19 protein-coding genes and 2 riboswitches are annotated in these 22,617 nt (G+C 34.0%); of the genes, 3 read left to right on the plus strand and 16 right to left on the minus strand.

Annotation, left to right across the window (positions count from 1 at the left end; translation table 11 throughout):
• Positions 1-99: 99 nt before the first annotated feature.
• The 6 genes from LN736_RS00760 to hflX form a co-directional block, all read right to left on the minus strand.
• Positions 100-918, minus strand: coding sequence for an FAD binding domain-containing protein (locus LN736_RS00760; RefSeq protein ID WP_150357287.1), 819 nt, complete (start codon positions 916-918; stop codon positions 100-102).
• Positions 912-1,379, minus strand: coding sequence for a (2Fe-2S)-binding protein (locus LN736_RS00765; RefSeq protein WP_150357286.1), 468 nt, complete (start codon positions 1,377-1,379; stop codon positions 912-914). Before LN736_RS00765 ends, LN736_RS00760 begins: the two co-directional genes overlap by 7 nt.
• Positions 1,379-3,493 (minus strand): xanthine dehydrogenase family protein molybdopterin-binding subunit, encoded by a 2,115-nt coding sequence (locus tag LN736_RS00770; RefSeq protein WP_150357285.1) that lies wholly within the window; start codon positions 3,491-3,493, stop codon positions 1,379-1,381. Before LN736_RS00770 ends, LN736_RS00765 begins: the two co-directional genes overlap by 1 nt.
• Before the next feature lie 215 nt (positions 3,494-3,708).
• Positions 3,709-4,644 (minus strand): NTP transferase domain-containing protein, encoded by a 936-nt coding sequence (locus LN736_RS00775; RefSeq protein ID WP_150357284.1) that lies wholly within the window; start codon positions 4,642-4,644, stop codon positions 3,709-3,711.
• Between the two features lie 93 nt (positions 4,645-4,737).
• Entirely contained in the window at positions 4,738-5,220 is a 483-nt protein-coding gene (gene thiW / locus LN736_RS00780; RefSeq protein WP_326839057.1) for an energy coupling factor transporter S component ThiW, read from the minus strand.
• Positions 5,221-5,355: 135 nt separating this feature from the next.
• Positions 5,356-5,455: riboswitch (TPP riboswitch) on the minus strand.
• Between the two features lie 128 nt (positions 5,456-5,583).
• Positions 5,584-6,840 carry a GTPase HflX gene (hflX, locus tag LN736_RS00785; RefSeq protein ID WP_179977929.1) on the minus strand — a complete coding sequence of 419 codons (1,257 nt, stop codon included), beginning with the start codon at positions 6,838-6,840 and terminating at the stop codon, positions 5,584-5,586.
• Positions 6,841-7,275: 435 nt separating this feature from the next.
• A riboswitch (cyclic di-AMP (ydaO/yuaA leader) is annotated at positions 7,276-7,403 on the plus strand.
• Positions 7,404-7,567: 164 nt separating this feature from the next.
• Between hflX and kamA the strand changes: the two genes are divergently transcribed.
• The 3 genes from kamA to LN736_RS00800 all read left to right on the plus strand — a co-directional run bounded on the left by kamA (position 7,568) and on the right by LN736_RS00800 (position 11,157).
• On the plus strand, positions 7,568-8,854 hold the full coding sequence (kamA, locus tag LN736_RS00790) for a lysine 2,3-aminomutase (RefSeq protein ID WP_150357281.1): 1,287 nt from the start codon (positions 7,568-7,570) through the stop codon (positions 8,852-8,854).
• A complete protein-coding gene (gene ablB / locus LN736_RS00795; RefSeq protein ID WP_229980441.1) occupies positions 8,826-9,686 on the plus strand; it encodes a putative beta-lysine N-acetyltransferase in 861 nt (286 codons plus the stop codon). The genes kamA and ablB overlap by 29 nt, the downstream gene beginning before the upstream one ends.
• Positions 9,687-9,897: 211 nt before the next feature.
• Complete coding sequence (locus LN736_RS00800) at positions 9,898-11,157, plus strand: hypothetical protein (RefSeq protein ID WP_150357279.1); 1,260 nt, start codon at positions 9,898-9,900, stop codon at positions 11,155-11,157.
• Positions 11,158-11,229: 72 nt separating this feature from the next.
• On the opposite strand, the gene LN736_RS00805 is transcribed toward LN736_RS00800, so the two are convergent.
• The 10 genes from LN736_RS00805 to LN736_RS00850 form a co-directional block, all read right to left on the minus strand.
• A complete protein-coding gene (locus tag LN736_RS00805) occupies positions 11,230-13,788 on the minus strand; it encodes a Ryanodine receptor Ryr (protein WP_229980443.1) in 2,559 nt (852 codons plus the stop codon).
• Positions 13,789-13,876: 88 nt separating this feature from the next.
• Positions 13,877-15,025, minus strand: a complete 1,149-nt coding sequence (locus tag LN736_RS00810) for a restriction endonuclease subunit S (protein WP_150357277.1) — start codon at positions 15,023-15,025, stop codon at positions 13,877-13,879.
• 108 nt (positions 15,026-15,133) lie between these two features.
• Entirely contained in the window at positions 15,134-15,790 is a 657-nt protein-coding gene (locus LN736_RS00815; RefSeq protein ID WP_150357276.1) for a potassium channel family protein, read from the minus strand.
• Positions 15,791-15,814: 24 nt separating this feature from the next.
• Positions 15,815-17,170: a TrkH family potassium uptake protein gene (locus LN736_RS00820; RefSeq protein WP_150357275.1), complete on the minus strand. Its 1,356-nt coding sequence runs from the start codon at positions 17,168-17,170 to the stop codon at positions 15,815-15,817.
• Positions 17,171-17,386: 216 nt separating this feature from the next.
• A complete protein-coding gene (locus LN736_RS00825; protein WP_150357274.1) occupies positions 17,387-17,575 on the minus strand; it encodes a hypothetical protein in 189 nt (62 codons plus the stop codon).
• Positions 17,576-18,146: 571 nt separating this feature from the next.
• A complete protein-coding gene (gene pdxT, locus LN736_RS00830; RefSeq protein WP_229980747.1) occupies positions 18,147-18,719 on the minus strand; it encodes a pyridoxal 5'-phosphate synthase glutaminase subunit PdxT in 573 nt (190 codons plus the stop codon).
• A gap of 1 nt (position 18,720) precedes the next feature.
• Positions 18,721-19,590: a pyridoxal 5'-phosphate synthase lyase subunit PdxS gene (gene pdxS / locus LN736_RS00835; RefSeq protein ID WP_179977934.1), complete on the minus strand. Its 870-nt coding sequence runs from the start codon at positions 19,588-19,590 to the stop codon at positions 18,721-18,723.
• Positions 19,591-19,792: 202 nt separating this feature from the next.
• A complete protein-coding gene (locus LN736_RS00840; protein WP_150357272.1) occupies positions 19,793-20,242 on the minus strand; it encodes a pyridoxamine 5'-phosphate oxidase family protein in 450 nt (149 codons plus the stop codon).
• A gap of 132 nt (positions 20,243-20,374) precedes the next feature.
• The gene (locus tag LN736_RS00845; RefSeq protein ID WP_229980445.1) at positions 20,375-21,187 is read right to left on the minus strand and encodes a glycosyltransferase family 8 protein; all 813 of its coding nucleotides are present in this window, start codon (positions 21,185-21,187) and stop codon (positions 20,375-20,377) included.
• Positions 21,188-21,404: 217 nt separating this feature from the next.
• The gene (locus tag LN736_RS00850) at positions 21,405-22,322 is read right to left on the minus strand and encodes a choline kinase family protein (RefSeq protein ID WP_150356852.1); all 918 of its coding nucleotides are present in this window, start codon (positions 22,320-22,322) and stop codon (positions 21,405-21,407) included.
• Positions 22,323-22,617 lie beyond the last annotated feature (295 nt).

Genomic DNA, 22,617 nt, shown 5'->3' on the forward strand with positions numbered 1-22,617 from the left:
TGAGATAATGTGCTAACTTTCAAATAAAACAATGTGCCTGAATTTGATCTATACAAATCCAGGCACATTTCCACTTTAGTTTAAGTCATCTAATATAAATCAGATTCCCTCGCTCTCAAGGAAATCACGAAGCAAATTCATGCAGACAGCTTTTCTGTATTCCGCAGAAACCCTGCCCCTTATAGGGACAATTGCCCTATCGTATGCTGCAAGATAATCTTCCTTAACAGACTTTGCCTCCTCAATGGTCTTTCCCACGAACATTGAATCAATATCATCCTTTCTTAATATAATATCACTGACTGCACCAAATGCAGTAATAAATCTTTTAATTATGCTCTTGTCAATATTGATCACACCGGCAAAGGAAACCCTTGAAATAGCAAGAGCATTTCTTGCCCCTACTTTTTTATAATAGTAATTGTTAAAACCTGTTTTGTCCATAAGTATTTCAACTAACAATTCATCATCTTGCAGCGAAGTCTTATTTCGTCCAAGATAAAATTGAGTAATTGGAATAACACGTTCACCTTTACTGCTCACAAGTCTCAACTTAGAATCCGTAGCAAAAAATACCAATGCGCTGTCTGCTTTTGGGGAACCATTACATATATTACCTCCAGCAGTTCCCAGATTTCGAATTGCCGGTGCAGCGATCTGGGACACTGCTTCTTTTAAAATAGCTGGTGTCAATTTACTTTCAATAATTTCTGTAAAAGTACATGCCGCTCCAATACGGATATATTTTTCATCTTCTACAATCTTTTTCATTTCAGGTACTTTATTTAAAAATAGATATTCAGCATCTTTTCTTGGTTTAACCATTAAATCAGTACCTCCAGCATAAGGCGTGACAGACTCTTTTGCACGGATTTTCAGTGCCGCTTCCAAGGATGCCGCTTGATAACAATTTACCATAACCCTTTTCCCTCCTTTGCTGCTATAGAAATTGCATTAACTATAGCATTGTAGCCGGTACATCTACAGAGATTTCCAGAAATACCTTCACGGATTTCTTCTTCTGTAGGATTTGGATTTTTGGAAAGGATACACTCAGAAGCAAGTACCATTCCAGGAATGCAAAAACCACACTGCACCGCACTTACAGAAGCATAGGCCCTGCTTATTACTTCGAAACGCTTGGTTTCACGATAACCTTCAATAGTCATGACAGAACTGCCTTCAATACTTCCCATAGCCACCATACAGGAATTGACAAGTTTGCCATCGAGAATTACAGAGCAGGCTCCGCATTCACCCTCCTTACATCCGCATTTCACGCCTGTAAGACGGAATTCATTTCGAAGTATATCCAGCAAACGCTCATTTGCTTCCGCTGTAGATGCCACTTCTTTTCCATTGAGAATAAATTTTATCATTATTTAAGCACCCCCTGTAAAACCTTCATAGTATCTTCCTGGGTAAATGGTACCTTATTTAAATTTACACCAAGAGCATTTTCCATAGCTTCGATATAAGCAGGAGCTACACCGACAAGGGGAAGTTCGCCTGCGCCTTTTGCTCCATAAGGTCCATGAGTGTATGGATTGTTGATAATCTCCGTTACCAGATTAGGCACATCCACTGCAGTGGGAATAATATAATCAGTAAAACTGTTATTACGAATTCTTCCTTTTTCATTACAATTTATCTGTTCCATAGAAGCATATCCAATACCTTGAAGGAAGCCTCCCTGCATCTGTCCTTTTATAATATTCATATCAATGGGCACACCTACGTCATAAGTCCCCCATGCACCCAATACCTTTGTGGCTGCAGTTAGAGTATCTACTTCAACCTCAACCACATTAGCAGCCCAGGAATAAGTTGGATAAGCATCTCCCTTGAATTCTTTAAGGCTGAATGGAATTACAAAATCAGGTTCTATAAAGTGTTCTTCTACAACCTGTTCTTTTCCTGATTCCCACTGTTTTTTAAGTTTTCCCGCTGCACGTCTAAGCAGTTCTCCGACTACCATAAGGGAACGGCTGGCTACTGTAGGACCTGAATCAGGTACACGATCCGTATCTGGATTTTGTATTAAAACCCTGTCATAGGAAATTCCAAGTGTATCTGCAACAATTTTACTAAAAGTAGTTTTTATGCCTTGGCCTATATCAGAATTGCTGGCCAAAATCTCTACAGTATCATCTGAGTTTTTTCTTATTTTAACAACAGCTTTGATGAGATCGCGTTCTCCACTGCCCGTAAAACCGCAGCCATGATAGAACACAGACATACCAATTCCCTTACGATATCTTCCCCTCTGATTTTTATACTTCTTGCATTTATCACGATAATCAGTGAGTTCGTCAATTTGCTTAATCATTTCAGGTAAAGGTACATGGAAGTGATACTTACCGCTGGTGGACGTTGAATCTCCCTGTTTAACAATATACTTTTCTTTCAGTTCCAGAGAATCAACACCCATTTCCCTGGCAATATGATCCATCATCATTTCTACCGCAAAGAAAGTCTGGGGAGCACCAAAGCCTCGAAATGCACTGCAGGGTATAGTATTGGTCTTAACCGCACGTCCTACAACACGCAAATTTTCTATATCGTATACACCACTTGCACAAATTACACCACGCTGCAAAACTACAGGCGACAGAGTAGTATATGCACCGCTGTTAAACAATACATCAATATCCATGCCAGTAATTTTACCATTTTTTACAGCCACTTTATAAGTGCATATTGAAGGGTGCCGCTTTGAAGTAAATTCCATATCTTCACGCCTGTCAAATATAACTTTTACCGGTCTGTTAACTTTTTTCGCTGCTACCGCTACCTGGCAGGCAAGTATGGATGGAAATGCCTCCTTACCTCCAAATCCCCCACCAGTAACATCTTGAATAATCTGTACATCCTTTTCATCATATCCAAGTGCCTTTGTAACTGCACCATGTACATAATATGGGCACTGCATGGAACCACGTACAGTCATTCTTTCCCCATGAGGATAGGCAATCATACCTTGAGTCTCCAGATAGGCTTGTTCTTGATAGCCTGTTTGAAAAGTTTCCACAAAAACACGGTCTGCTTCCTTTAATGTCCTATCTATATCTCCTTTTGCATAATTATAATTAAAAAAAACAGTATTGGATTTGCGCATGTCTAGAACAGGTATCTGCTCTTCATATACTACAACAATTTCATTTAAAATCCTTTTAACTTCATCAAGTTCGGGACCAACAACCATCAAAATTGGATCACCGATATATTCCACAGTATTCTCAGCATATACAGGCGTATCATCAAGAACTATATGAACACGGTTTTCCCCTGTCACATCATTTTTATTCACAACATAATATCCCTCAGGTAATTTAGGTACAACAACATCAGCAATGCGTGCTTTTGCTTTAGTAGAGTGAAGAAGTTTGCCATAAAGCATTCCTTCCATTACACAATCATCTACATATAAAGCACGTCCACTTATTTTATCATCGTGATCCTTTTTCTTTATAGATCTGCTTATTTTTTCCATATAATTCCTCCTATATGTTTTATTCAATTCACAACTACAAAGATACTTATTCATTTTACCTTATGTGAATACGTTTAAATTCATATAGGGTAAAATAAAAAACCCTCTTAACATTTATAATAAGTAAACATATCTGTTACATTCATTATAAAATAGAGGGTATATTTCATCAAATTCTTTGTCAAAGGAACTTGCTTTACATAAAATTCTGGATTTTAAAATAGTCTGTCAAATTCATCTTTTGCATATTGACGCACGTTTTGTTCAAAAAGCTGATATTTTTCTAAGAACTTTGCTCCTTCTTTTGTTAAAAAAGTTTTCCCGCCTCTGCTGCCACCATGTCTTCTTTCAACCACTGCATAACCTAATTCTTGTTCCAGTTGATTTAACATATTCCACGCCTTACTGTAAGATAATGCCATATGTCTGCATGCACCTCTTACAGAGTGCATCTCTTTAATCAGCAGCAAAAGTAATTTTGTCCTCGAGTTAAAAAACATGGTTTCCTTTTCAATACTTATTCTAACAAAAGGATGAAGAATGTGTTGATTGTGCTTTTTTAGAAGTTGATCTAAGTGATCAATATCATCCATATCTTGAAGGATACCTTCATCTTCTATCTCCATCAGTTGTTTTTTCACTTTAATACTCCTAATGGCTCCTCTCATTCCCATATTTCCGTTATATTTTAAAATGTCTGGAATCAATTTTGAAGATATCAAAAGAGGGTGTCCAGATTTTCCATGATAGGATGGAGAAATAACCTCCGCACCACATTCCATCATCTTCTGAATGGTCTCCGGTGTAAACATTGGAATACTTACAGGGTTAAATATCACCTGATCACATTTATCTTGCAAAAATTCCAATCCAATTTTCGCAGAATCAAACATCTGTGAATTTTCATAATTCTTGTTTTCTAAAAATATAACTCCGTAATCAGCCAAATCATGCTCAACTTCCCTGGCTTCATATCCAGTTATCACTACAATCGGTGAAATTTCAACCTGCTGAAAGGTCAAAACAATTCTTTTTACTGCAGTAATAGATCCAATTTTCAATAATGAGCATTCATCATTACCTTCAGATATCTTTCCTGCCGCTACAATTATGCCACCTGTTATTTTTTCCTTTTTTTTCTTTATAATCATATCTTTTACCCCGTCAAAATAATGCAAATTTTCCATGCTTACTTTTTTAGCTAAAATTTTGTTGCTTTACACAGCGTGGCAGGGACCATTGATTTAGTCTTGTCTTAAATTATTTGCACTACCCTTTATTGCTTCTATGGACTTTAATATAAAATATGCTATCAAACTGCCTATTGTTGTATTTATTAAAAAAGGTACTACAAAAAAGAAAGCAGCTACGTCTTTACCAAGTATAAATTTTGCAATGGGAAATGAAAGAAGTGATCCTATAATACCTGTTCCTATAATTTCTCCTGCAACTGCAAAAAGTTTTTGATTTGTTCTTTTATAAAGTATAGCTGCAAAAAAAGCTCCTATCATACTTCCTGGAAAAGCCAAAAGTGTTCCAGTGCCAGTAAAATTTCTTATAAGTGAAATACAAAAAGCTGTCAATACTGCATAAACCGGCCCTAAAGTGACTGCCGCTATCACATTTATTATATGTTGAACTGGCGTACATTTAGAAGCTCCTATAGGAAAATATATGGCACTTCCACCTAGTACCCCAATGGCCGTAAGCATGGCTGCATATACAATTTTTTTGTTTTCAAAATAATTTCCCCCTTATACTATATAATATTTAAAATATAATTTAGCTCTTGAGGGTGAAATTTTCACCTTGAAAATTTACGTAAAAATGCCTACCACTAAGGTAAGCACTAAATATAAATCAATCATAAATATTTTGCTTCCCTACGATAGTATTAACTATATCAGGTTTAAAGGGTCAGGTTTTAACCTTCTCAACCGGGAGGTCCCCCTACAAAACTAAATTAATAATATTAAATTTAACAACAGCATACTACTTAAATAGGATTTTGTAAAGTAACTATCTTCTCATCCAAACACTGTCTAATTAATTTCACTTCATTAATAGTTAAATCCATCATAAATGCCAATCTAGATTAAATAATTTTTGTATTTTTCATAATCAGATTTTTTACACTCTACAGATAAAAGTATGCCGTTATTTTCATAACTAGTTGACTTTATTCCTGCATTGTCATTAAAATAAGCTACTATATTTCCCCTATCATAAGGAATTAGAAATTTGCAGCAAATATAGCTTTCAAAAATTTTTCTACGAATTGCCCCCACTAATTTATCCATTCCCAATTTTTTCTTGGCGGAAATATATACATAGTCCTCCTTACTTTCAGGAATTTTGCCTTCCACTAAATCTATTTTGTTATAGCAGTAAATAACGGGAATATCCTCCACACCCAGTTCTCTCAATGTATCAATGGTGACATACATCTGTTTCTCATAATTGGCATTTGAGTAATCCACCACATGAATAAGCATGTCGGCTTCAGAAACTTCTTCTAGTGTTGAGCGAAATGCCTTTATTAAGTAGTGGGGCAATTTACTGATAAATCCCACTGTATCCGTCAATAAAAAGGACTTATTATCTGGCAGATCAATTCTCCTGACAGAAGTTTGCAATGTTGCAAACAGCATATCCTTTTCAAAAACCTGTTTATCATCTGACGGATTAAACAAATCCATCATGGCATTCATAACCGTAGATTTACCTGCATTAGTATATCCCACTAAAGCAATCACAGGTATATCTCTTCTTTTACGCTTTTTTCGTTGATTTTGACGTTGTGACACAAGCACTTCCAGCTCTCTATTCAGGCCACTGATTCTGTTTTCAATTTTTCTACGGTCAAGTTCCAATTTTGTTTCGCCGGAACCTCTGTTTTTAAGAGACGATCCCCCTCCTTGACGATCCATGGATTCCCCAAATCCAATCAATCGCGGGAGCATATACTGAAGTTTTGCTATCTCCACTTGAAGCTGGGCTTCTCTAGTCCTTGCTCTTTTTGCAAAAATATCAAGAATCAAAGAAGTTCTATCTATTATACCGCAATTTAAGCTTTTTTCTAAATTACGAATTTGAGAAGGTGACAACTCGTCATCAAAAATTACCACATCTGCATTTTTCTCATCAACTAATTCACATACTTCCTTAATTTTACCACTGCCTAGATAATGAGATGAATTCACTTTATTTAATTTTTGCGTCACCTCTCCAACTACTTCTATATCACATGCCTCTGCGAGGCTGAATAATTCCTGCATAAGGCTTGCAAAATCCTTATCATTATTAAGATTTGCTCCTGCTATTATAGCTTTTTTCTCCCGTTCCATATATATTCCTCCATTTTTATTGAAATAAAAAACACAGGCCTGCTACCTGCGCATTGAGTAAACGGAATATACGTAACTATTAGATATACGCAAAAGGGAGTGGATTTACGTTTTCCCTTTCTAATACATTTTTACATACATATACCATCATATATCCATATGTTTATAAGGTTTCTTAAAAATAGCCAGATCAATCCCGATTACTCTACACTTATAAGTAGAGCCTTTAATCACTATAAAATTAGTTAAATAAAGCATAAAATCGGAATCTGATACGCATTTTAAGCAGCCCTCCTTAAATCTAAAATCATTTATATGATATCATAGACATAGATGTTTTACAAGTGCATGATAAAAAACAATGTTGTTCATTTGACATACATATGTTAAAGTGTTATGGTTGTATGTATAACAATAAATATGAGAAATAATACAATGTTACTAGCGCTTAATCAATTTGAACGGGAAAACCAATTTTGGGGTGAATCCTGCTTAGGCAGGTAGGGTTAATTTCTTCGATCCGAATCCGTCAGCTAATCTCGCAAGCGTTGAAGGGAAGTTTTTGGTATACTTGAATTTGTATTTTTTAATGTACCTTTGAATTTACGGCTTTACAAGCTGCAGAGACTTCTCTGCAGCTTATTGTTTTTTTGATTGTTCATTGGCTTCCATATAACATAGACAATTTTTTATATTGTATTGTTAATTTTTAAAAGGAGTGTTTGGTTTGAAAAGGAAATACTGGAATATACCATTATGGAAAGACGTTGCAGAAGATGAGTGGAACAGTTGGAAATGGCAGATTTCTAATAGAATTACCACACTGGAGGAATTGGAACAAGTAGTAGATCTCACTGAAGACGAAAGAGAGGGAGTAAAAACTAGTCTTAAAAAACTAAGAATGGCAATAACTCCTTATTATGCAACATTGATTGATCCAGATGACTACAATTGCCCTATTAGAAGACAAGCAATTCCCACCATAGATGAGACCAAAATATCCAAATGTGATATAAATGACCCATTGCATGAAACTCTTGATTCCCCTGTTCCCGGATTAACCCACAGATATCCTGACAGAGTACTAATCCTTGTTACCGAAAAATGTTCTATGTACTGCAGACACTGTACAAGAAGACGCTTTGCAGGGCACAATGATAATTCTCTATCAAACAATGATATACTAAAAGCTATAGAATATGTAAAAGCTCATGACGAAGTCAGGGATGTATTGATATCCGGTGGTGATGCCCTATGCATTTCCGATGATAAGCTTGAATTTATATTAAAGGAGATAAAACGGATAGACCACGTTGAAGTTATAAGAATTGGAACCAGAGTGCCGGTTGTCATGCCTCAGAGAATAACCAGTAACCTGTGCAGAATCATAAAAAAATATCACCCAGTTTGGATTAACACACAATTCAACCACCCAAATGAAATAACCGAAGAATCAATGTTGGCATGCAAGATGCTAGCCGATTCAGGAATTCCACTTGGAAACCAGTCAGTACTTTTGAAAAACATCAATGACTGTCCTTATATTATGAGAAACCTTGTACAGGAATTAGTGAAAAACAGAATAAGACCTTATTATATATACCAATGTGATCTATCCCAAGGTATTGAACATTTCAGGACGCCAGTTTCAACCGGTATAGAAATCATGGAACTTTTACGCGGCCATACCTCCGGATTTGCAGTGCCTACTTTCGTAATTGACGCTCCAGGCGGCGGCGGAAAAATACCTATAGGTCCCCAGTATTTGGTCTCACAAACACCTGAAAAATTAATACTCAGAAACTATGAAGGTGTATTGTGTACTTATACCGAACCATCTGATAAAAACCGCCACTGCAAACATTGTGGACTGTGTAAAAAATTTAAAAACACTCCATATGAAGGCTTAGAAAAACTCTTCAGAGATGAGAAAATATGCTTAACACCAATCAATAATGCCAGAATGGAAAGGAGAAAGCAGTATAATGAGGGCAAGCGGTTGTCAGTTAAATAACTATTATGTCAAAATAGGTAAGAATAAAATATTTGTAGACTATATCAACAGTCGTGTAAAAATAATCGAATTTTGCAATATATCCGTTCAAAATATAAAAAGACTTATTCATTTTGCCTCAAAACAACATATGGGGAAGATCATATGCAACTGTGATATTGAAAACCTGGATAACTTTATCAAAGCAGGTTTTCACTTGGAGGGGAAAATAGACGGTTATTTCAAGGGTAAAGATGCATTCTGTATGTCCTATTTTATCTCCAAAGATAGGACACTCTATAATGAACATTCTAAAGAAGATCTGATTTTAAAGCAGAGCTTAAATAAAAAGGATACTTTTATCTATAACAGTGACAATTCCAACTACCACATAAGAAATGCATCAGAAAGTGATATAGGGGGTATGATAAAATTATTTTCCCGGACATTTTCCACCTATCCATCTGAAATTTTCAGTGAAGATTATCTGAAAAACACTTTAAATAAAAAAGTTTTATATAAGGTAGCAGTGGATAATAATAACAGAATAATCGGTGTAGCTTCAGCGGATCTGGATAGAGAAAATTTAAATGCAGAAATAACCGACTGTGCCACCCATCCACATTATAGGAATAAAGGTATACTGTCTAATATAATCTATTCCCTTGAATTGGAACTGAAAAACATGGAATTTATTACTTTATACAGCCTGTCCAGAGCAATACATCCAGGTATTAATTTCGTACTCAGCAAACATGGCTATACATTTAGAGGAAAGCTCATAAATAATTGTAATATATGCGGTGGTTTTGAGAACATGAATATCTGGGTAAAAAACATCAATATGACTTGAAATTTATAGAGCAATATTACACTGTTCAAATAAGCATATGAAATCAAATATAAAAATAAACCTTTAAAATAATCTCAATAATTCACGATTTTTCATGGTACAAAATGGTACAAATATGATAATATCACTTACCAAACTTTTTTAAAATCCTAAAATCCATACATATTTGGATAATTTAATGAGCACACTAAATAAAAAAGGAGTGATATTGATGTTTAACCCGTTTGACCAAAAGCCCATGCCCCTGGAAGATGGTATCATGGACTGGAAAACCATATACCCAAAATCATATTCAAAGCAGACTATTGATCCATATACAAGGATCCGTATTATTTTAATGAATGGAATCGAGGTTGAAGCAGCTCTTTTCTCCCATCAATTCCATCGTCACTGCAATAACAACGATTTGCGCCGTGAACTGGCAATGCTGCGGCGGATTGAGCAGCAGCAGCAAAAACACATCAACTGGCTCAAACCAATTGACGAGACACAGCTGGAGACCACCATTGGCTACGAACATGTTGCCGTGGATCTGACAGCCTGGCTTGCCCAAAACGAACCGGATTCCAATGTAAAACAGTGCCTTGATTTCGCACTGCTGGAGGATTTCGATCATCTATACCGTTATTCCAACCTGTTGGATCTGGATGAAAATATTCCCTCCCAGCAGCTGGTGAAAAAATATGTAGACATAACCCCGGGACGGCCAACCATAGCAGAACACCGCTGTCCTAAAGAGGAAGTCAAAAGATTTGTGGACTTTAAAAAGGCAGATATTCGTACAAAGCTGAATACCATGATCATAACTGCCGGAGAACAGCAGACCATGAATTTCTATATGAATTTGGGAAACACATATTATAATGATCTGGGACGTCAGCTCTATCTGGAAATTGCCATGATAGAAGAACAGCATGTAAGCCAATACGGGGGACTTATAGACCCCAACTGTACATGGCTGGAAAGCCTTTTGCTTCATGAATACATGGAATGTTATCTCTACTATTCTTTCTATGAGGATGAGGTGGATGCCAATGTGAAATCAATCTGGGAGATGCATCTTCAGCAGGAAATATCCCATTTGCACAAGGCAGCTGAACTTCTTTCCAAATATGAAAATAAACAGTGGCAGCAAGTTGTACCAGGAGCTTTCCCAAAACTGCTTCAGTTTCATGACACAAGGGACTATGTACGAAATATTCTTGCCAGTCAGATTGAACTGACTGCAGACAATGAAGATTTTAAAAATATCCACCAGCTTCCTGCAGATCATAAATTCTTCTGTTACCAGAACAAAGTGAACCACGATATCAACTCAGTGGCAAGTCATATGGTAATTGAACAGCATCAGAGACAGAAAGGCGAGGACTACCGTGACGAATCCCAACCCAATCCAGTGCCGGATCTGTCAGACAGAAAACAGGACAATACCAGCATAGCAAGAACAAATAAATCCATGTCAATGGCTTAATTAAAAAAACAACATGCAGGTAACATCTTAAAAAATATTTCCTGCATGTTGTTTTATATTTATATTCTGCTGCTACTGATGTATGAATTTAAGTTGAGCTTCACAATAACAGGCAAATTTAAGCCTCTCTATTTTAAAATTTGCATCTGCAAATATCCTGGGCCAGCATTTAACATACTCTATTATTTTATTCTTTTCATCTTTCTCCAATTCATCCCAGGACACCATTGAAGAATTGGCATTTCCTTTTTCAGAGAGTCTATATTCATACTCACATTTTCCCAAAATATTCAACTCTTTTTCCGTAAAATCAATAATTTTTGGTTTTTCACTTTCAGACATTGAAATCAAATCATAATAAACTTTATAGAGCATATCAGGTATGTGCCTTGCATAATCTCTAATAGAATCTTTTTGTTCTTCACTTAGATTTTTCCAACATTCATCAGATTTCATGACAATTTCATCTTTGTCATAGTAAATCATCACATGGCTGTAATTAAGTGCCCTGGAAATCTGATCAATTTTCTCATTGAAAAATTCGTCTTTCATTAAATAACGGAAAAATTCATCCTCATCCACATGCAGCTTCAATTGATCCCTGGAAGGCAGATAGGATTGTTCCCATTTCTTTGCACTACTCAACCTGCTCATCTCCAATATAGCTTCCATAGATCTTGACTCATGTTTGTACCTGCCGACTTTTAAAAGTGCCCTCAACACACCCTTGTCTATCTGAACCTCCTGCCTTTCATTTATAAGATGCGGTGCCTTGCGTTCCAAAAGAGATCTCAGCAGCATCGCTCTGCGAATAATAAACAACTGATCTCCCTCATTAGTTTGATTTGGTCCTAAAATATTTACATATCCCCTCAATCTGCTCACAAAATCAGGGCCTTTTGCATTTTGAAATTCCTTAAAAAATTCTCCATATTCAGCCCTGTCCTTAATATCTTCTCCACAAAATTCCTCAAATGTACTGCTTGTACCCCCTGCAAATACAAAGATGGCCTTTCCGATAGGATGGATTGAATTGTCCTCTCTGAATATACCATCCTGCATAGGTGCCAGAAAATATTTCAGCCATCCCAGTTTTCTTTCAAAAGTAGAATCAAATTCATCAAAAAATACCAGAGGAATTTTACCTATCAAAGAAACATCTCTTATTTTATGAAAACTTATAATGAGATCCGATAATGTCCTAAACTGAGATAAATTAAAATCCAATTTTTCAATTAAGTTTGGAGCCACACACGAGGCAACTTCTGTTACTCCAAAAGATTTTCCGGAACCAGGTGTTCCAAATACAGCAATAGAAAGAGGACGAACTGAATTTTTAGAAAGAACATATTCAGACATGAGGTTTTTAATACTCTTATAAGCTTCAAATTCATCCCTGTCAACAGTTTTCAACTTTCCAAATTGCGCTATTGGTATATATTTAAGAGCACTTTCCTCCCCTTTTTTAACAATATTGTAAGCTATTTCTGCTAGATTGGTAGAACTTTTATCCTTAATAATATACCAGCATGACTGACATTTAGAATTATTTGAATTGGGCACTTCAATATCCTGTATGTATTCTTTATATATAAAATCATTTTCTCCTTCACTGAAAATTGAAGGATTAGGGAAAATGCTTTCCACAATATTTTTACCGAATCCATACATAAAGTATTTTTGTGTAGCTACAATCCCCTCTCGTATACCGTCGTCAACGGATTCATCAATGGATTTATTATTAAGTTTTCCCAAAACCAAAGACTTGGTCAATCCAGCAACAAAACAGGAAGTAAGTCCATACATTTTACCCTGAGCCTCCTTTATTAAATCCCCCTCAAAGGCATAGGTTAAAAAATAAAGTTGTGACCTAGGTTCTCCATTATTTCTATAGTATATAGCACCTTCTAAACCCAATGGTATAACCAGGCGGCTACATTTTGATAAAAAGGCAAGAATTGGATTATTTTTTATTTGCCAGACAAAATCAAGTGCCGTCTTTTCCCAGGAAAGATTTTTACTTATGTTAACCTCTTTGGAGCGCAGATCCTCTCCATTTATAACTATTAAAGTATTTTCCATATGAAACTGCTCCAAATGTTTCCAAAGTTTAGTTGAGTTAGAAGGGTTGTCCATTTTATATACAATCATCGGATGTTTATTATGCTCTTTTAAAGCTAAAGGCCAAAATTTTTCATTGTTGTTAAATCCATTGTTTTCATCATCCAATATAATTAGATCCGCATTTTCATTATCATCTATAATGGGAAACAATTTTGGATCTTTAAAAGGCATTTCTGTAAAACCCAAAAACTCTTTCACTCTGTATACTCTATTCCCATCTTTATCCTTGGATATTGCAGGGAAAAGGCTTAATCGTATAGTAGAATTAAGAATTCCCTCCGGCAAATTCCCCTTATCATAATCCATTTTAGGAGAAATAACATTGGCTCCTGTAGATAAAGTTACAAATTTAGCTAGAAGCAGGGCTTCTCCCTCACTTAATCTGCTGCATATATGTGGATACTGATGCCAATTTAAATCACTGATGTGCTCGTCGTTAATTTGCCAAAATAACAAGTTTACACATACATCACCAGATACAATGACATTAAAATCCTTGATTTCCACAGCTACAATCCCTTCTTTCTATTTATTGATATTTATTTTAACAGCTTCTTGATATTAGAATCTATGATACAATTTTAGAGCACTTTTCCTAATTAAACAGTTTTCCATCAAAAGCTCTTTGTATCAGTGAATTAAAGCTTTCCTGCAGTTCTTTCAGACTTCGCTGCAGCTTTTTTTTCTGATTTTCTATATTTCTCACTATTGTTGTAAACTTATTTTGTAGTTCTATTGGTGGAAGAGGCAATTTCAAGTTGTTGATGATTTTAAGATTTAAAAATGTTTGCGCTCCACCTATGCAATACTTATTTACAATGTAGTCTTTTAAATAGTTTAATTCATATTCTATAAATATAGAATTTACCCTATTCCTATTTAATTTCAACAAAGCCACATTTTTCATGCTAAATTCTTCATGTAATGGATTAAAAGCGGCATTTCCCGCACCAGAACCTATATTAGTGTATAAAACATCACCATATTCTGGATTACATCTCTTATATATTTCTCGATGATCTTCCTCAGAAACAAATTCTAAATCAGATAAATCTAATTTAAAAGCTTTTACATTCTTACCGGTAATAAATTTAACTCCCTTTGCAACTCTTTTTGGAGCATTGTGGGTTCCATCGGTGATTTTATTACAAATATCCTTTAAGCTGATCTTCTCCCATTTATATTCGTTAAATTTCAAATCTCCAAACATATTGTAAAAAACACTCTTTATCAGCTCCTCCAGAAGCTCTATCTGAGTTTTCCTTTTATTCACTAACTCCTGAATTTTGCTTAATACCTTCACTATTTTAAGCTGGGAATCCATATTTAATATCGGTATCAACTGTTCTCCTATAATTCGATGCCCTAGATGTTTTTGAACTCCGCCTTTCATCCGATGTTGAATCATACGTTGAAATCTATTTGACGATAAATAATAAAATAGATAATCCCTGTTTAACAGTTTTTCATTAAAGTCTATCCTAAATAAATTATTACTCAACACTCCATGCTTCCCTCTAAATACAACCCCGGGTGATCCCGTATTAGCCATAACCAGATCCCTATTATCCACTACCTTTTCCGGATATACGTCTTCAACATACTTCTTTTTACTGGTTTTCTTAAAATCTGCAATATATAAATACCTAATATATCCTTGAACTTTACTGTCAATCTGCTTACTTTTAGGTATCTGTACTCCCTGCGTTATAGAACATATTTTCTTAAATTTAGTAAACTTCATAATTAATTACCTCTTACGTTTTAAAAACATATAAATCATGCGGCTAATTCAGAATATTTATCAAATTTATATATATAAAAAGTCAAATATCCCTCAGTACAGTAATAATTAAATAATATCCTCTAGTTTTTCAATCTCTTTCTCTTTTCCAATAGCTACAATTATATCTTTTCTCATAAATACGAAATCTGATGTAGGTAATACGCTTATATCGTCTCCCCTCTTTATAACTATAATATTCACTCCATATTTAGCCCTTATATCCAAATTACCCAGGCTTTTACCAACCCATTCTTCCGCACATAGTATTTCGGCTACCCTGTACTCAGGAGACAATTCTATAAAATCTAATATATTATTTGATACAAGATTATGAGCAACTCTTATAGCTGTATCTTTTTCAGGTAACACAACTTTATCAGCTCCTATTTTATAGAGGATTTTTACATGTAATTCAGTACTTGCTTTAGCAAGTACAAATTTCATACCCATTTCTTTCAACAATAGTGTGACTATAACACTGCTTTGAATATCAGTACCTATCCCTATTACAGCCACATCAAAACTATTTATACCAAGTGCTTTTAGATTTTCCTCTTCAGTTGCATCCGCGCAGACCGCCTGTGTCACATATGGGGCTATATCCTGAACATTTTCTTCTCGCAAATCCACTGCCAATACATCATTTCCAAGTTCATAGAGGGTTTTTGCTATTGACTTTCCGAATCTCCCCAGTCCCACAATTAAATATTGTTTTCTTTTCACAAAATCACCTCAAATCTTAAAATTTTATCCAATCAATATTTTACCTTCAGGGTACTTTATAGATTTAGGTATTTTTCTGTTTACCATGGATAATATTATTGTAAGTCCTCCTAGTCTTCCAAAAAACATACTTATGACTATAATAATTTTACCTATAATGCTTAAATTAGGTGTAATTCCCAAACTCAACCCTGCAGTTCCAAAAGCTGACACACATTCAAAAAATATAGCTTCTAAAGATTGCTCACTCTCGGTTACACCCAATATCATGGAAAAAATCAATATCAATATCATATAAATTACCAATATTACAATGGCTTTATATACAAGATCTTTTTTTATGGTTTTTTTATAAATTTCAGTTTCCCGTCTGCCCATTATTACGGATACAGCTGTCATTATAATTAAAGCTGCAGTAGTTGTTTTTATTCCCCCTGCTGTAGAACCCGGAGCTCCACCTATAAACATGAATACAATTGTTAAAAGTTTACTGCTCTCGCTCATGTCAGAAATAGAAATTGAATTAAAACCTGCAGTTCTTAAAGAAACCGAAGCAAAAAATGAAGATAACATCTTGTCCCCTAAAGTCATATTTTTCATAGTCGCAGGATTGTTAAATTCAAACAGAAGAAAAAATATGGTTCCCAAAATCAAAAGTACAATAGCCATTGTTATACAAACTTTTGAATGCAGTGATATTCTTCTTACATCCCTAAAGCTCTTTAAATTATATATCTCCTGCCATACATAAAACCCAAGCCCCCCAATCATAATTAAAACGCTTATAGTAAGTATTACCATTTCATTATTATAATAGGGAACTAAACTCTTGCCTTTCCCCACTAGATCTATTCCCGCATTGCAAAATGCTGAAATAGAGTGAAAAATCGAATAAAAAAGGCCTTTGCGAAATCCAAATTGTGGAACAAACTGAAACGACAAAATAGCCGCACCTATAGATTCCACTGAAAAAGTAAATATCAATATGTATTTAGACATTTTTACAAGTCCCTGTATATTAAATGAGTTAAGCGATTCATGAATCAATAGTCTTTCTTTTAAAGTTATTTTTCTTCCTGAAACCAGTGCAATAAGCGTCGAAAATGCCATAAATCCTAGTCCACCTACCTGGATCAGAATTAAAATAACAGTCTTTCCAAAATAACTCCAATGTGTTCCTGTATCCACCGTTACAAGTCCAGTTACACAGGTGGCTGATGTAGCTACAAATAATGAATCTATAAAATTCGTATGAATATGATTTTGAGATGATATAGGAAGCCATAATAAGATAGTACCTATAAAAATTATAATCAAAAAACCCCATATTAAAATCTGAAGTTCATTTATCTTGAATAATTTTTTATTTCTAAATTTCATTAAAAATCACCCTTTATCACCTCTAAATACGACATATAATTCCATATTTTTTAAATTTTACTGTCTCAAACTTATTTACTGTCATTATATTATAACCCTATTTTTTTATTTCTCCTATGTTTTTCAGTAAAAACCATTTCCTCTTTATAATAATATTTATTCTATTTTAAATCATAAATTTCTATATAAACTACTTGAGTTCTCGATAATATCTTGTCAACTTATTCCCTTATCATAAATAATCAATGCCGTATAATCATTTTGTGCATGGGCATATTTTATATCGATTACCACCTTGCCCTTTAGATCAATTTCAAGAGTATCTTTAATTTTACTCTCTAGATTCTCCAATGTGTTTTCATGTAATCCTTTAATTCCAATAGCATTACTTCTGTATGTTGACATATTTAACCATTCCCCCTATTGACTTTTTGTAGTCACTCTTTATTCAATATTTCTACAACAGGGACTGGCATCCTTTAACTTTCGTTCACCATTATTTGACTTATTTATATGTTTTTCTCACGCAAAATAAGCACCCCACATGACGGATGCTCATTTTGGTATTATACTTTCAAGGATGACACTTTTTTATTTTTCGCTAAGGGTATTTCCTTAGGACATATATAATTATACATAGTATTTATTACAACTTAATGCTATATTTATAAACTTTCTGTAAACATTATGAAAATAATCTTCTATTTAGCAATAATACATTTCATTGGTTATATTATTGGTGTTCATTTATCCTTAAATTACCAGAATAATAATTTGAACTTTGCATATTCTATTCATGTAAGGATATCAATGTGTTCTGAGTTATTAAAATATTGAAGTTTCCTATAAACTTAGGATATTTGTAATTGAATACATTGAATGCTTAATTTATGCTGGGGATAATAAATCCCCAGTATTTAAATACTGAAGGCATAATAGGAATGCAAAATTCCAAGCTCATAAATTGAATTTTATTTCAGCCATTACTGCACATATTGACAAAATATCTGTGAAATTGAAGATTATCTGTTAATTCAGGATGGAAGGAAGTGGCCAGCATATTATCCTGTCTTACAGCTACAATATTTTCATCAACTTTGCACAATACATCCACATCATTTCCTACTTTGGTGATATAAGGAGCCCTTACGAAAATCAAAGGTACTTCACCATTATAAACTTTATTTATCCTCTCATAGGTTAAAAAGCTGTTAATCTGACTTCCATAGGCATTTCTTTTAACAGTTATGTCCATTACCTGCAGGTGATTTTTTTTATCATTTTCAATATTTTTTGCAAGAAGTATCATACCTGCGCAGGTTCCCCACACCGGAAAACCATTCATTATTTTTTCTTTAAGCTTGTAAAAAATATCCGTTTCCCTTAATAGTCTTCCAATAGTCGTACTTTCTCCACCTGGAAGAATAATTCCCTGTAATCCATCTAATTCTTTAGGCTTTCTTACTTCAACCGTTTCACAGTGAAGGGCTTTTAAGTGATGAATATGCTCTATTACCCCACCCTGAAGTGCAAGTACCCCTATTTTCATCTTACCAGCCTCTTTCTTCAAATCTGCTGTCCAATTCACTGCAGTTTATACCCACCATTGGTTCCCCGAGATCTTCAGATACTTCAGCAATGCACTTGGGATCATTATAATTTGTTGTTGCCATAACTATTGCCTTAGCTCTTTTTTCCGGATTTCCCGATTTAAATATTCCCGAACCCACAAACACCCCTTCAGCTCCTAGTTTCATCATAAGTGCTGCATCGGCAGGCGTAGCTATTCCACCCGCAGCAAAATTAACTACGGGAAGCTTTCCATTTTTCCAAACAAATTCTAATAAGTCAAAAGGAGCCCCAAATTCCTTAGCTAATGTCATCAACTCCTCCTTTGACGAATTTTTAACTCTTCCTATATCATCCATTATGCTTCTCATGTGAGTAACAGCTTGAACTACATCTCCAGTACCAGCTTCTCCTTTTGTCCTTATCATAGCCGCACCTTCGCCAATTCTTCTTAAAGCCTCCCCTAAATTCCTTGCACCGCATACAAAAGGAACGCTAAATCTTTTTTTATCTATATGATATCTATTGTCTGCAGGGGTTAGTACTTCACTTTCATCTATAAAATCAATTCCTATAGCCTCCAGTATCTCAGCCTCAACAAAATGTCCTATTCTAACCTTGGCCATAACCGGTATGGATACCGATGCTTTTATCTTCTTTATCATTTTGGGGTCGGACATTCTTGCAACTCCACCCTGTGTCCTTATATCCGCAGGTACCTTCTCAAGTGCCATAACCGCACATGCCCCTGACGTTTCAGCAATTATAGCTTGTTCGGCATTCACCACATCCATAATCACTCCGCCTTTAAGCATTTGAGCCAAATTTTTATTAAGTTCATACTTTGCCATAAATAAAACAACTCCTCACTTACTTTTTGAAGTTAATTATAATATGTACACCGTATAATTCAAATGTATCGTCACAATTTGGAAAACACTTTATTTATCCCTTTATAAGTTAAAAATAGAGTGCTGTAAAATTATTTTAAAGAACAGTTTTGCAGTACTCCACTTTGAATTTGATGTTTTTGTCTGATATTAAACATTCTGTTTACACTAATTCTTTTACTTCCTTTGGATCTTTAGTATAATCAGCCATCTTCACAAATTTTGTCTTTATCCTGTATATGACGGAATCTCCAATATTACCTTTATCTACATTTTCCTTTAATACCGGATACCTGACACTTATTCCATCCACTGCGCTCTTAAAGTCATCATCGCTCTGAAGTACTTCCGATGCCTCTCCAGTTACAGAAACACTTTTAAAGGTATTATAGGATTGATTCTCATTTTGGAAATAAAAAGTAACTATTGGATTTTTCTTTATATGGCTGACCTTATTTGATTTTCTCCCCGTTTCAAAATACAGATTGGCTCTGGCATTTGAAAATGCTCCCATAACTCTCGCATATGGTGCACCGTCCTCACCTACGGTAATCAGCAATCCTGTCCTGGATTGTTCTATATATTTGATGGCCTCGTCTAATACTTTACTCATATGTAAAATCCTCCTTTTTTTATAATTATAGTTCAACAACTTTAATTTTACTATTTTTATTTTAATCACTTAGTATATATATTATATCTTCTCTATCCTTAAACAATAGCATGAACAATTTAAAATATTTTTTTATGTGTGAGATAATGCCATTTTTTCATAATGTTTATACAGTGAATAAAATTCACCTACATAATTTTTTTGCCAGGGCTTTTTCTTTCCACAAAAATGAATTATGGAAGTATTATTAATTACATAATCCATATCAATATTACCTTTACTTAAAATTTTATTATATTTATAATATCTAGGATCATAATTAAATAATATTTCATCAAATTTTTTTATATATTTGGAATACAGTGCATTAATTATATCCTGATCCGGCAAAATTAATTTATTTTTATTTTTCTTCACAAAATCATAAATCTCTTTTTCTTTTACAATTTCTCTTTGCAGATCAATATTCATTAAAAGAACCCCGGAATTATAATATGTTTCGATTTGATAAGGTTTTAATCGCAACTTATTGATTTCTTTAACTGTCAATATATTATGACATGCTGCAGCATAAAGATATTTAGAAATACAAATATCATATAATTTTCTTATTGGATTTATAACCAGAATATCGGGATCAAGATATAATATTTTATCCACATTTAAAGGTAGAAACTCAAATGCCAATAATCTATAGTACATTTCTTTAGTATAATACATAGTCAAAGGTGAATCTTTAAAATGTTCATTCTCCACTTTTATTATAAAAAGCTTATGGTTTTCCTTTTTTACAAATTTATTTACATTATAAATCTCATCTTCTTCCATATTTGAATACATCATATAAATATAAAATCTTTCTTCAGGATTATTCATAAATAAAGATTTCAGCATAACCTTTAATGGTTTTAAATAATTTGAATCCAGTGTAACAAGAATATTCATTTATATTTTCTCCTCACATATAATTAATTGAACTTCTACATTATTCTCATACTTATGAATTACCCACAATCAATAAATATTAAACAAAAATAACTCCAACCCCAAAAAAGTTAGAGTCATTATCCTTTCTATAACTAATAGTCATAAAAATATGATAATCAATATACTTACTTATTTTATCATAGTAAGCATAAAAATTTCAATGTTTCCTTCTCTATTAACATTTCTTTACCATATCAGCAATGGAATAATCTGATGAAACTGTTATTGTCTTGACATTTCTTTGAAAACGCTCATACCTAAAACAGCAGTAATCGAGAAAATCATCACCGCTGTAGTGCCTAATCATGGCCCATACCATCCACAGCAAATCCTGTGCCATCATATAGCATTTTATTTTTAATATTTCTGAAGGCATGGGAAACTTACCATAATAGTCTAAAAGGAGATATTTAATTGCATCTTCAGTTAGTCTGGATTCAAGAATATACGCAGCTACATCCCAACTCGGATCATTCATCCCGGAATATTCCCAATCTACAAGGTAGGTTCTTCCTTTATTATCCACCACAAAGTTTTCGGGCACCGTATCATTGTGACAGGGGACAGAAATTGTATTTTTAATATTCTTTTGCATAAAATCCAGCAGTCGTTTTTTTAATGCAGCATAGTCGAAGAAAAAATCTCCATTAAGTTCTTTAATAATATGCTCATATTTGTTTAACTCTTTTTCCCAATTAAAAGAATTGGGAAAATGTTTTTGGCTGGAGTGAATCTTTTTCATAAGAGCAGAAACAGCTTTTATATTAGCTGAAGAGCAAGGATCTATTTGGGCAATATTTTTACTATTTTCAATATATACACTGATTTTAATCCCACTTACCTCATCAAAATAAATGCACTCAGAGCTCAGGCCTAGCTCTGAAACAATTTTATTATTAAGCTTTTCAATTTTTCGGTCAATCATTAAATTGGTCATACCGCCTGGCTGCCGGACAACATACTCTGTTCCATTTATATTCATAATATAGTTGTAATTAGTAAGTCCACCTGCAAAACGAGTTTTGTCAAATATTATACTGTCGTCACTAAAAACAAGACGCAGTTTTTTTTGTACTAATTCTTCCATTTCCATAAATAATCCACCACACATATTCAATCTATTGTTTTGTTAATTAAGAAGACATAAGCAACCAAATAAATGCGCCAATTTATAATTTCCTGAAATCCATTACAAGGATCATTATAACAATAATATGCCTAAAAATCAACATATTACCTTATATGTCTCTTCTAGCTGATACCAGTATATAGAAGTCAGAAATCTAGAATTATATAGACATAGTTCTAGATTCCATTACAAATATTCCATTACAATAACTTCTATTGTAATAGTTCCACTTTTCAAAATAAAAGTGGATATTATTCAA

Origin of the sequence: Clostridium aromativorans (assembly GCF_020908015.1) — a bacterium.
Lineage (GTDB): Bacteria > Bacillota > Clostridia > Clostridiales > Clostridiaceae > Clostridium_B > Clostridium_B aromativorans.